This is a genomic window from Mangrovibacterium sp., from assembly GCF_041596335.1.
GTDB lineage: Bacteria > Bacteroidota > Bacteroidia > Bacteroidales > Prolixibacteraceae > Mangrovibacterium.
The window spans coordinates 67,806-80,666 of sequence record NZ_JBFHIT010000008.1; the positions used below are offsets into that span (position 1 = coordinate 67,806).

11 protein-coding genes are annotated in these 12,861 nt (G+C 42.4%); 7 read left to right on the forward strand and 4 right to left on the reverse strand.

The window, feature by feature from the left end; all coding sequences use genetic code 11:
* Positions 1-29 precede the first annotated feature (29 nt).
* The 4 genes from yaaA (at position 30) to ABZD21_RS04905 (ending at position 5,956) form a co-directional block, all read left to right on the forward strand.
* A complete protein-coding gene (gene yaaA / locus ABZD21_RS04890) occupies positions 30-797 on the forward strand; it encodes a peroxide stress protein YaaA (RefSeq protein ID WP_372773324.1) in 768 nt (255 codons plus the stop codon).
* Positions 798-905: 108 nt separating this feature from the next.
* Positions 906-1,523, forward strand: coding sequence for a GTP cyclohydrolase I FolE (gene folE, locus ABZD21_RS04895; RefSeq protein WP_372773326.1), 618 nt, complete (start codon positions 906-908; stop codon positions 1,521-1,523).
* 337 nt (positions 1,524-1,860) lie between these two features.
* Positions 1,861-2,688: a hypothetical protein gene (locus ABZD21_RS04900; RefSeq protein ID WP_372773328.1), complete on the forward strand. Its 828-nt coding sequence runs from the start codon at positions 1,861-1,863 to the stop codon at positions 2,686-2,688.
* A gap of 85 nt (positions 2,689-2,773) precedes the next feature.
* Positions 2,774-5,956: an ATP-binding cassette domain-containing protein gene (locus tag ABZD21_RS04905; RefSeq protein WP_372773329.1), complete on the forward strand. Its 3,183-nt coding sequence runs from the start codon at positions 2,774-2,776 to the stop codon at positions 5,954-5,956.
* Here ABZD21_RS04905 and ABZD21_RS04910 read toward each other — a convergent pair.
* The 3 genes from ABZD21_RS04910 to ABZD21_RS04920 form a co-directional block, all read right to left on the reverse strand.
* Complete coding sequence (locus ABZD21_RS04910) at positions 5,953-7,071, reverse strand: MBL fold metallo-hydrolase (protein WP_372773330.1); 1,119 nt, start codon at positions 7,069-7,071, stop codon at positions 5,953-5,955. The two genes, ABZD21_RS04905 and ABZD21_RS04910, sit on opposite strands and share 4 nt — an antisense overlap.
* 85 nt (positions 7,072-7,156) lie before the next feature.
* A complete protein-coding gene (locus ABZD21_RS04915) occupies positions 7,157-8,566 on the reverse strand; it encodes a PQQ-dependent sugar dehydrogenase (protein WP_372773332.1) in 1,410 nt (469 codons plus the stop codon).
* A gap of 69 nt (positions 8,567-8,635) precedes the next feature.
* Positions 8,636-9,763 (reverse strand): lactonase family protein, encoded by a 1,128-nt coding sequence (locus tag ABZD21_RS04920; protein ID WP_372773333.1) that lies wholly within the window; start codon positions 9,761-9,763, stop codon positions 8,636-8,638.
* 156 nt (positions 9,764-9,919) lie between these two features.
* Between ABZD21_RS04920 and ABZD21_RS04925 the strand changes: the two genes are divergently transcribed.
* From ABZD21_RS04925 to ABZD21_RS04935, 3 genes are all read left to right on the forward strand, one after another.
* On the forward strand, positions 9,920-10,750 hold the full coding sequence (locus ABZD21_RS04925) for a hypothetical protein (protein ID WP_372773334.1): 831 nt from the start codon (positions 9,920-9,922) through the stop codon (positions 10,748-10,750).
* A 22-nt stretch (positions 10,751-10,772) separates the two neighbouring features.
* A complete protein-coding gene (locus ABZD21_RS04930; protein ID WP_372773335.1) occupies positions 10,773-11,009 on the forward strand; it encodes a CDGSH iron-sulfur domain-containing protein in 237 nt (78 codons plus the stop codon).
* Between the two features lie 132 nt (positions 11,010-11,141).
* Complete coding sequence (locus tag ABZD21_RS04935; RefSeq protein ID WP_372773336.1) at positions 11,142-11,711, forward strand: hypothetical protein; 570 nt, start codon at positions 11,142-11,144, stop codon at positions 11,709-11,711.
* A 32-nt stretch (positions 11,712-11,743) separates the two neighbouring features.
* Here the strand turns inward: ABZD21_RS04935 and ABZD21_RS04940 are convergent, their stop codons facing one another.
* Positions 11,744-12,538, reverse strand: coding sequence for a hypothetical protein (locus tag ABZD21_RS04940; protein ID WP_372773337.1), 795 nt, complete (start codon positions 12,536-12,538; stop codon positions 11,744-11,746).
* Positions 12,539-12,861: the final 323 nt, after the last annotated feature.

Consider the following 12,861-nt stretch of genomic DNA (forward strand, 5'->3'; position numbering starts at 1 on the left):
GTCTTTTCACAATTTAGAAAAACATAAAAATGATCGCTATTATTTCGCCGGCCAAGTCAATGGATTTCGAGACTAAACCGGCAACCGACAAATACACACAGATCGACTATTTAAATGAATCGATCCGACTGAATACAGTTTTAAAAAAAATGAAATCCTCCGACCTGATAAAGTTGATGGGGATTTCATCAAAATTGGCGAATCTAAATGTCGATCGTAACATCGCATGGTCAAAGACGTTTACAACCGAAAACTCGAAACAAGCGATTTTGGCCTTCAACGGCGATGTGTACGATGGTATAAATGCATCGGCATTTAACGAAGAGCAATTTTATTTTGCCCAAGACCACATCCGCATTTTATCGGGACTATACGGGCTGCTAAAACCGTTGGATTTGATTCAACCCTACCGACTGGAAATGGGAACCAAACTGAAGGTGGAGAAATACAACGACCTATACCAATTCTGGCAAACAAAGCTAACTAAATCCGTCAACTCGCTGCTGGAAAGCACGAATGGAACGCTGATCAATCTGGCATCTGTTGAATATTTCAAGGCAATCGACGCGAAAAAAATTAACGGTGAAATTATCACCCCCGAATTTAAGGACAATAAAAATGGCCAATATAAAATCATCTCGTTCTACGCAAAAAAAGCTAGGGGACTGATGTGCCGTTTTATGGTTGAGAACAAAATCACCAATCCCGAAGATTTAAAGGCATTTGATTTAGACGGCTACTATTTTAATAACCAGCTGTCGGGCGGCCGGAAGTGGGTTTTCACGCGCGACAACTAATTTCAATCAACAACGGCCTCCTTTACGGAGGCAAAATACAACGGGTAAGGTTCAATAAAATGTTACCTTTGTCAGTCCAATGCCTGAACACAGGAAAGAATATCGAACATGGAAGATTCATACAACGGAGATTTAAGCGGCTACAAACGTATTGACCGTTTCGACCAGAAAGTGACCGAACAAATTAGCGACCACTACAGTGAAATCATTCAGTTGCTGGGTGAAAATGTATCGCGTGAGGGCTTGCTGAAAACACCCCAGAGGGTCGCCAAATCGATGCAGTTTTTGTTACAGGGCTACGATCAGGATCCCGAACAAATGCTTCGCGATGCCATGTTTCACGAGGAGTACCGCCAAATGGTCATTGTAAAGGATATAGAGATTTATTCCATGTGCGAACACCACATGCTCCCGTTTATTGGAAAGGCTCATGTAGGCTACATCCCCAACGGCTACATTACCGGACTAAGTAAAATTGCCCGTGTGGTGGATGCTTTTGCCCGACGTTTGCAAGTTCAGGAACGATTAACCAGCCAAATTAAAGATTGTATCCAAAACACCTTAAATCCACTGGGTGTGGCTGTTGTGATTGAAGCACAGCACCTTTGCATGCAAATGCGTGGTGTTCAAAAACAACATTCAGTAACAACTACTTCTGATTTCACGGGAGCATTCGAACGGGTTGCGACGCGCGAAGAGTTTATCCGTTTAATTAGCTCGAAATAAGACAATCCGATTCCATTTCGACGGAAACACAAGCCGTTTGATTAATTTGAAACCTTCCTTGGTTTAATCAATTGTTACGGCTGACAATTCGGTCTGCAATTAACATTCGGTCAAACAACTTCTTATTATTCAAACAGATTGCTCATTCTACTGCTCAATAAGTCAGAATGTGCATTAACTTTACGAAAAAATCAGATTCATTTTTCTTAAGGCCAATAATTTTATATTATTTTTAGCACCGAATCAACATCAGCACTAGTTTAAATTATTCTACAATTCAGCCATTGTTGTTTTTGATTGGAAACAAATTAACCTTGTCAATATTAAACTATCACCAATGAATATGAAAAGTACATACAAAATTGTATCGCTGGCATTACTTGCTGGATTTTTATCGCCAGTTTTTCAATCCTGCACTGGTCAATCACCTAAAAAAGATTCGGCTCAGGTTGCTGAGGACGCTATTAAAAAAGAAATTGAGGAATATGCATATCCCCTTCCTTCAACATTTGAAGTAACCAATATGCTGAACTCCATTGAAGCCAGCTACATTGTTGGTATTACGAACGATGCTGAAAAAGCTGACAGCTATTTTACCGAAAAAAGCAAAGCGTTGAATCTGGGTATTTATACTGCCGATTTGGCCTATGCAACAACTTACAATCAAAAACCCGAAATTCAAGCCTATTTCAGTGCCAGTGAAAAACTGGTTCGTGAGCTGGACTTCACCTCTGCGTTTGACGAAAGCATGCCCGACCAGATTGAAGAAAACCTTGACAACAAAGAGAAATTGGTTGAGATTGTTACAAGCATGTTCCAAAACGCATATTCCTACCTCAACAAACAAGGCCGCACCGAGCTATCATACCTGGTTTTAACGGGTTCTGTTGTTGAAGGATTATACCTGACCACACACATTTCAGAAAATACATTCCAGAATCCTAAAATTTTGGAAGCTATCATTTTCCAAAAAGATGCGTTGATCGAACTGGAAAAAATGATGGAAACCTATAAAGATTCCGATTTACTGAAAGAAGCCTATTCAAGCATCAAAAGCATCAATGCGATCTATGCTATGGAAGAAGGCTCAACTGCATTGACTGAAAAACAAGTCTTATCATTAACAGAGACCGTAGCGGCAATCAGAGCAGCATTCGTTCAGTAGTTAACGAATAAACCAGTATGATATTGGGTTTTTGTAACCGCTGCTTATCGGCTACAAAAACCCTTTTTTCTTAAAATCGCTCCGCATGTACGAAGGTATAATTGAAACGCTGATTAAACTTTTTGCGATTATAACCGACTATAAAAACCGGTTATCTTCGGAAAATATGGCCTTGGTTGAATCCTATTTGAATGAAAATTTCAACCGGGAATTAGTCGATAAATACCTGGCTATGTATCGCGATTTTGTCACCTATTACCACATCGACCATCGCGAAATATTTTACTCAGAAAAGGGTGAAGGCGAGCGATTTATCAACAAAAAATACCTGAACCACATCTGTAGCGACATTGGGTTCAACTACGACATGAATATCCGCTTCATGATCGTAAATCAACTTTTCAACTTCATCAACAAATCCAAAGGGCTGAATATCGAAGACCTGAAAATGGTTCATGTAGTCGCCCTGGGCTTAAAGATCGATCCTAAGGAATACGATAACTTCTACCGGTTTGCCCTTTTCTCAATCCAAAAAGTAAAGCGTAAAAGCTGGCTTTTTGTCATTAACGGAAATCCGGATTACGACGACAAAGAAGTTAAACACCTGTATCGCGAAAATCAACGAGTTGAAATTGAATTCATCCGAATTCCCAGTATCAACACCATCTTCTTCAAATACAGCGGCTTCCGAAACCTTTACCTAAACGGACACCGAATTGCCCAACATCGGATGTATATTTTCCCGCCCGGGGGCATTCTTCGAACATCGCGCATCATCCCGATCTATTACAGCAGTGTGATGAGCCGTTTTATTCAGGACAAAGGGAAGTCGCTCATTGTTATTAATGCCGAAAATATTGAATATCGTTTTAGCAAACGAGTTTACGGTCTGCATGAGCTTAGCTTCCAGGAACGCTCTGGCGACTTAGTGGGAATTCTGGGGGGAAGTGGCGTTGGAAAAACGACCTTGTTGAATGTTCTAAACGGCAAATTGAAACCTAGTGGCGGTAAAATCAGCATAAACGGATACGACATTCACGATCCGGAAAATGCTGATATACTGAGTGGTGTAATTGGTTACGTTCCTCAGGATGATTTACTATTGGAAGAGTTAACGGTGTATCAAAACCTACGTTTCAACGCGCGCTTCTGCTTTGGAAACATGGCAAACGAAGAGATTGAAAACATCATTGAACAAACGCTGGTAGATTTTGATCTGGTGGAAGCACGAGACCTGGTTGTAGGCAATCCGCTGAAGAAAATCCTCAGTGGTGGTCAGCGAAAGCGTCTCAACATTGCGTTGGAACTGATGCGTGAACCTTCAATCCTCTTTGTTGACGAGCCAACCTCCGGCTTAAGCTCTGCTGACTCGGAGAAGGTTATGTACCTGTTGAAAAGGCAATGCCTAAAGGGCAAATTGGTATTTGCCAACATCCATCAACCGTCAAGCGACATTTATAAGTTGTTCGACCGTATAATTGTCATGGACAAAGGGGGCCGGGTGGTTTTCTTCGGCAACCCGATGGAGTCTATTACTTACTTTAAAAATCAGGCCAACTATATCAATCCCGACGAAAGCGAGTGCCTCAGTTGCGGAAATGTGAAAACGGAACAACCTCTTCGAATTATTGAAGCGCGTATGGTCGATCCGTTTGGCAAGAGTATTCGCCGACGGAAAGTGTCTCCTGAAGAGTGGTATCAAAATTACCGCGAAAAAGTAGAACCTCGGGTGGTTAATTTTATGCGATCGAATCCGATTAAGAAGGAAAAATTTCCGGAGGTAAAATTCAAAACCCCAAAATGGTGGAAGCAGTTCAAACTTTTTCTTCAGCGCGATTTTGCCTCAAAACGATCAAATAAACAATATCTGGCTATCGCGTTGCTCGAAGCGCCCATTTTAGCGCTTATCCTCGGGTTCTTCTCCAAATTTTACTTCCACGGAAAATACGTTTTTAACGAAAACGACAACATTCCTTCCTACTTGTTTATGAGTGTTGTTGTCGCGTTGTTTATCGGGCTAAGCATTAGTGCCGAAGAAATTTTCAAGGACAGAAGAATACGAAAACGCGAAGAATTCCTCAATTTAAGTAAAGGCGCCTATTTTGCATCGAAAATAGTTTTACTCTTTATCCTTTCCGGAATACAGGTTTTAACATTCGTGCTGATCGGCAACTACATGCTCGAAATCAAAGACTTAACATTTGAAAGCTGGGCAATTCTGTTTTCTACAGCTTGTTTTGCCAATATGCTGGGATTGAATTTGTCTGCTGGGTTAGATTCTGCTGTCGCCATTTATGTGATGATTCCGCTCATGCTCGTTCCTCAGCTTCTACTTAGTGGGGTAATTGTTGATTTCAATAAGATGCACCATTCCATCAGTAGTTTCGATCACACCCCGCTAATCGGCGATGCCATGGTTAGTCGCTGGTCATACGAAGCGCTGGCTGTCAATCAGTACACCAATAACTCATACCGAAAAAACTTTTTCCAGGAAGAACAGGAAAAGAATGAATGGGGATTCAAATCCTACTATTTCATACCCGAGCTTGAAGTATTGGTAGACGCTCACGAGAAAATGACCGCGACCAACGAACCGGAAGAGGCTGCGCTTCTGGAACCGCTGATTTACAATTCAATTGCAGAAATTGGTCAGGAAGTTAGCCCGAATGATTCTATTTTAGAAATCAGTAGAACCCTGCAAAATGGGAAAGGAGAAGCGATTCCGTATTCAACCTTAAACAACTATCTGGAAGAAGCAAAAACAACCTACCGGAGTTACTACTCGAAAGCGAATGAAAAACTGAACGAAAAATATGCGTCGTTACTCGAACAAAAGGGTAACAATCAGGAAAATTTGCAAGAGTTTAAAAACACGCACACAAATAAAAAACTCGAACTTTTAGTCCGCGATAAATATTCGCAGAACAAGCTCTACATCTCCAGAGACAGAATTCTTCAGGGAGATGAGCCAATATACCGGCTACCGATCGACACCAACGGAAGAGCCCATTTCTACTCCTCTTATAAATTTGTTGGGTCAACAAAAATACCGACGGTGATTTTTAACCTTTTAGTTATTTGGTTTTTCATTGGACTGCTCGCTATAGCCCTTTATTTCGATGTTTTACGGGATGTGCTGAGCTACATCGACAGGTGGAGATTAACTCGTCAGGCAGAGCTGCACGATCGAATTTTTTACAACCCAATGGCTTTTATAAAATCGGATCGCAAACACCGGGACAATAGTTCACAGCACAAAACCAGCTAGATTTCGCGCCACCAATAGCTATGTGGAGTCCGAACTTTGGGTTGAAATGATTCTCCGATTCGGGGAGTCGCAATCCATAATGAATCGTTCACAGCCGCTTTCAGCAAACGTTCAACCGGCTCTTTCCAAGGGTGAATGCTCAGCTTATATTTGGCCCAATGAATGGGCAATAGAGCTTTCGCCTTCAAATCGACCGCCACTTGATAGGTTTCTTCGGGAGCCAGATGAATTAACGGCCAGTATTGACTATACTGACCACATTCGAGCATGACCAAATCGAACGGTCCGAACTTTTCCCCAATAGATTTAAAGCCCGGATAGTAGCCTGAGTCCGCGCCGAAAAACAGTTTTTCACTTCCTCCATCAATCACCCATGAAGCCCACAAGGTAGAAAAACGGTTGGTCAGTCCTCTGCCTGAAAAATGCCGAGAGGGAGTTGCAGTCAAATGAACTGAATGATCAAAATCGTAGGATTCCCACCAATCCAGTTCGGTAATCCGTTCTGGCTGAATCCCCCAGTACTCCAGGTGAGCGCCAACTCCCAAGGCGGTCACAAATGGAACCTCTCGATCTTTCAAGGCATTAATGACCGAATAATCCAGATGATCGTAGTGATCGTGCGAAATGATTACCAGATCAATTTGCGGCAAATCATTCAAGCTGTAGTTTTGACTGTACTCAAACGCTTTGGTTCCCAGAAACGAAAAAGGCGAAACACTTTCTCCAAAAACCGGATCGACAAGAATTCGTTTGTTGTTTATTTCGATGAGCAAAGTTGAATGGCCCAACCAGGTAACCCGAGCGTTATCTACTTTTTGCTCAAAGTTTTCCGGATGAACCGCTACCACCGGAATGAGGCCCGACGGAACCCGATCGCCCTTTGCAAATAGGAACTCACGCAAAATTTTAAAAAAAGGCATATCATCGGTTTGCATCACCGTCTCAACCGGATTCTGGAATTTACCGTCCTTAAAATTCGGAGACTGCTGTGCTCTGGCAAGCCTCTCCCCTTTCAACTTACCTCCAAAATTGGGATTCAAACTAATCGCCAAAAACACACCAACGGCCAGAATCATCACAGCCAAAACAATCCAAAGTAAAACTTTCCAAATCATAAGCAGTCTTAATTTTACACAAAAAAAATGTTAGGCTCAACGACAGAATGCCTAACATCTTTCCATTCTTAATTTCGTAAATAAACTAGTTTACCGGAATTAATTTCAATATTTTCCCGGGATTTTCAATCGCGACATAAATATAGCCATCTGGGCTAACTTCAACGTTTCGTACCCGTCCAATTCCCTCCAGCAGCTTTTCGTGGTGAGTGACGGCATATCCATCCAGCACCACCCGCTCCAGGTACTGAAAGCGCAGCGAACCAATCAAAATATTGTTTTTCCAATTCGGATAGCGATCCCCCTTTACAAAAGTCATTCCACAGGGAGCGATTGACGGAACCCAATAAGTTAACGGCTGTTCCATTCCTTCTTTCTCGGTTATATTGGTGAAAGTTGTTCCGTTGTAGTTTATTCCATACGAAATAACCGGCCAACCGTAGTTCGCACCCGGACGAATTAGGTTCAGCTCATCGCCACCCATTGGTCCGTGTTCTGACTCAAAAATCTCCCCTGTTTCGGGATTCATGCAAGTGCCCTGCGGATTTCGATGACCGTAGGAATAAATGGAAGCAACAGCCCCCGGAGTATTCGTGAACGGATTATCGGGTGGGATGGAACCATCGTCGAAAATTCGGTGTATTTTACCGGCGTGATTGCTAAGACTTTGTGGATTCTGATCTCTGTTTCCGCGGTCACCAATTCCAAAGAAAAGATAACCTTCGCGATCGAACTCCAACTTTGCTCCCCAATGTTGTCCCCGGTCAGAATCAGGTGTTCCGTTAAATATTTCCTGCTGATCAACCAGTTGATTGCCGTTTAGTCGGGCACGCATAATGTTTGTACAGCCCTCCTTTTTGCTGTTCGCTCCGTAGCCTGAATAGGAAAAGTACAACCAACCATTCTCTTCATAGTTTGGGTGAAGTTTCAGATCGAGCAAGCCGCCCTGCCCTTTCACCATAATATCGGGCAACCCGCTTATTTCCTGCAATTCGTTGTTGGTAAACCGCAGCAACTGACCCGACCGCTCAGAAATGAGCAGGTCTCCAGTGGGTAAAAAAGCCATTCCCCACGGCACATTTAGTCCGCTAACGACTGTATCAACCACAAAATCCTGAACCTCGGTTTCAACTTTGTTGTTCCCCGACAGCGCCGGTTGCAAATCATCTTTGTTTTCCGGGAGCCCTTCTTTCACATAAACGGCAAGATTCCTGATTTCATCAGCCGTGAACGTAACTTCAAACGAAGGCATTCCCATTTCCTCTTGCCCATAAGTAATGCTATTGATCACACTTTGCAGGTTGTCGCCATACATCCAATCCTTCTTTTCAAACTTCTCGAGATTGAATCCATGACATCCTGCGCAATAGGCCCGGTAATTCTTAACCGCGACTGTATGTTCCTTTTCATTTAGTTGCCCGGTTCCGTTACTACAACCTCCAAGGAAAATCGCAACGAAAAGAATCAGGCTAAATCCAATTGTCCGATAATTCATAATAAGCAAGTTTTTAAGAGTTTAACACCCAACAACGAAAAAAGTTAAGCGACAGCCACAGAAAGATTACTAGTTTAAAAACTTCAGGCACACCGGACTCGGTATGTCGTAGCTTTTACCGGTGTAAGTCAGAAGGCCCGTTTCTGCATCGCGCGAAAATACAGCCACATTATTACTGTGTTGGTATGCCACGAGCACATAATTGCCGTCTGGCGAAATACAAAAGTTACGAGGCCATTCGCCCTGTTCCGGTTCATTCTGAATCAGTTCGATTGTGCCATTTTCCAGGTCGCGTTTAAAAACGGCTATCGAGTTTAACCCTCGGTTTGAACAATATAAAAACCGACCGTCCGCGCTAAGGTGGATATCTGCGCCCGACTTCGAGCCGGTATAATCAGCCGGAAGGCTCGATTCCGTCTGGACCAACTCCCAGCCGTCGTTCACTTTTTTCACAACACTAACTGTCGAAGCCATTTCGTTCATGACATAAATGAACGAATCGTCCGCTGATCGGGCAAAATGTCGAGGCCCTGCCCCCGGAGCCATTTCAACAAACGGCTGTTGTGCCGGAATGTATTTCCCCGAATCGGCATTGAACTGATAAAAGAACAGCTTATCAAGTCCCAAATCGGCTGTCATTATTGTTTTTCCATCGTCACTAAATTGCGCCGAGTGGGCGTGAGGTCCTTTCTGACGCTGTGAATCCGGCCCGAAACCAACATGTTGAATCAATTGTGGATTTTCCACCAGCGATCCGTCCGGCTTCACTTGGTAGATGCTAATACTTCCGCTGGTGTAATTCGATGCCACCATCGTTTCCCCGTCAGGAGCAACAGCTATATGGCAAGGATGATTTCCCAATGTTGCCACCTGGTTCAATTTAGTCAAACGGCCGTCCGGCTCAATCCCATAGGCAGTCACCGATCCACTGTCCAGATGGTTATAATCATTGACCTCACTTACAGCGTACAAAAACCTGTTGTTGCGTGAAATACCAATAAACGATGGATTCTCACGATTTTCAGTAACCTGATCAAAAACCAATTCCCCATTTTCGGGATTGAATTTATAGGCGTAAATACCGTCGCTGTCGTCAACAGAATAGGTTCCAACGTACAACCGGATTGAAGGATCAACAGGTTGACAGGCTTGCAATAGAACAAACAAGCAGATTACACTTAAGAGATTAAATTTCATATGATTCGTTTTAAATTTGATTGTTGATATCCCGATAATCAGTCTTCAACAATCGGTGTTTGGCTTTTTCATTCAGTTTTTAAATGAAATCGTCGGAATTAGTTGAACAGACTTTTACGTATCTTGTTTAAGTATGTAAACTTAAAAAGAAACACAATGAAGCCCAAGTATCTTTTAATCATCCTTTTCGTTTTCGGACAAATTTTTAGCGGTTACGCCCAAAAAATTGTAGAAGTGTGGAGAACAGGGCCGACATTGAAAACACCCGAATCGGTATTGTTCGATGCCAACAGTCAACGAATTTATGTTGCCAACATCAATGGCGCTCCAACAGATAAAGATGGAAATGGATTTATTTCGATACTAAATACCGATGGAAGCATCCAAACCGAAAAATGGGTTGAAGGAATGAATGCGCCCAAAGGAATGGCCATCTATAATGGAAAACTTTACGTATCTGACATCGACAACCTAATTGAGATCGACATTGCCAAAGCTGAAATTACAAATCGCTATCCATCGGCAGAGGCCATTTTTTTAAATGATGTGGCTGCCTGCAAGAACGGAATGATATTCGTGTCGGACAATCGAGCCGGAAGAATCCACCTGTTAACGAACGGTACCTTATCGGTTTGGCTGGAAGGAGACGATTATTTGGGCACGAATGGACTATACACCGAAAATGGGAAACTGTATGCCGGATCTGAGGTAATTAAAGAAATTGATATCAAAACAAAAGGTGAAAAAATTATTCAAACAGGTTGTCAGGGGATCGACGGACTTGACAAAGATGAGCATGGCAATTTTGTATTCTCGAACTGGGTAGGCCGGATTTTCTATCTAAAAGAGGGCAACCTGACTAAGATGTGGGACTCAACGGCTGAGAAACTAAATACTGCGGATCTGGATTATGCCAAAGGTTTAAATTTACTTTTGGTTCCCACGTTTTACAACAACCAGGTGGTAGATTACCGAATTGAACAGTAAAAAACGACTAAACAAATCAGATATGAAAAAAGGAAAAATCGCTGAAAAAAGCCCGTCTATGATGGAAATGGAACCGGGTACTTACTGGTGGTGCGCTTGCGGACAAAGTAAAAATCAGCCCTTTTGCGACGGTTCGCATAAAGGAAGTGAATTCACCCCCAAAGAGGTTTTAATTGAAAAGAAACAAACCGTTTTTTGGTGCCGCTGCAAACAAACGAATAATCCGCCTTTTTGCGATGGGTCGCATAAAAACCTGTAAATAAAATTTCCACGACGAAGTAAATAATTTTTCTTCGTCTTTTTTTTTGACATTATTTACCATTCACTCAGGCTTTTTAAGAAAGTTGGCCAGCATTAATTGCTAAATTGCGCCCCAATTCAGAATCAGTTCATGAAAAAATTCGCACCGATATTATTCGCCATTTTCCTCTTTCCAACATTCACTTGGGCGCAAACCAAGCTTGAGTCGCCTTCATTTTATAGTCCTGAATTTAACTGGAAAATCCAGATACCTCCGGGTTTTGAAGAAATTGAGCCGGCAATTTGGGATCTGAAAAAAAACGCTACGGACAGTATCGCGCCAGCAAAACAGCCACAGACCATCTTAGTTTTTAAAAGCAACGACTACCATTATTTTGAGTCAAACTGGCAATTGTACAACAAAGACGAACAAGGTGAATTTAAGGTGCATTGCCAGTCGGTTGCGAACCAACTATATCAAACTTTCGAAGAACAAATACCGGATGCGAAGATCGACACGGCCTCCAGCGTTCAAACGGTTGGAAGTCTGGAATTTCAGAAATTTGTTTTCAAAATGACTCTCCCCAACGGAATTGCTTTATACTCCTACATGTTCAGCCATTTGTTCGACAACAAAGAATTTTCGGCCAACTTGTTCTATGTGAATGAGGAGCAAGGCGCGCTGTTAATGGAAGCCTGGCTGTACTCTAAATTTGAATAAAAAAAGCTGCCGTTACGGGCAGCTTTCGAAGCTTATTGTTTTTGCAAAGTAATAACCTCTCGCGTATCGCCTGACGATATCGATATTTTTAATTCGCTGCCAGTCTCACTAGCCACTCCGCTCCATTCATCTCCATTCGGTTGAATCCATTTTACGGTATAAATACCGGGAAGATCAGAAGGAATTAGATTAGCAATCGTTTGCATTTTCTCGTATCCCAAGCTTTTACCGTTCAAAATAATCAATGCATTGGATCCGTCAGCCTTGGTTGCATATTCAATTAAAAACTTTTCGTTGTAATAAACAATTTTAGTTTGATTGCCGTCTGCCTCCCCCTCATCAACAACAGGCGCCTCAACCGGCATGGCTTTTTCAGCAACTATCGGTGCAGAAATAGCCGCGCTTTGCTGATTAGACATTTGTTTCTTGACAGGCAAATCTTTTAAATCTTTAAAGGCATCTTCTATGGCCTCGGCATAACCTTGTCGGAACTCTTTCGACATCCCAACACCTTCGTTCTCCCAGACCACCCAATTCATGCAATCCCGAAGTTCAATTGATACCTTCACTTTCAAGATGGAACTCTCTTTGGTAATCACAGCCGTAAGTCCATCGCAATAATCAGAGGGGCGCTCGGAGCTTTCAAATGCGCAAACTATTGATTTCTGAGCTAAAATTTTCTGCATACTGGAACTAACGCCGTAAGGATCAATTCCACTTCCAATTCCCGGCACATTTGTCGGAATAAGGATAAATTTATAGCTCTCCTGTGCTTGAGAAATCAAGCCGGCAAGAACAAACAAGACGAGAAAAAAATTTCGTTTCATGGGTATTAATTTTCAATCATGTATTTTATATCTGTAGGGAGAATTTCCATTTTCCCTTCTAATTTCCGCCGAAATAAAACAGACCTGACAATTCATAAAGGCAGTTGGCCTCCCTCTAAATCGCGCTCGCTCTAATTTTGCTAATTACTCCAATCGTCGCTAAATGAGTGTTAAGCGCAAAAGTCGATTTCATCATGCCAAGCTAACAATTTTTTTGCAGGAAAACGAGATTTGCTCAGGATATGCGTCTGCCCCAGCCCACGTGTCCCCGCTACACCCTACGCTTTCAATGCTTACTCTTGGTATCGCAATTATTAAGGAGA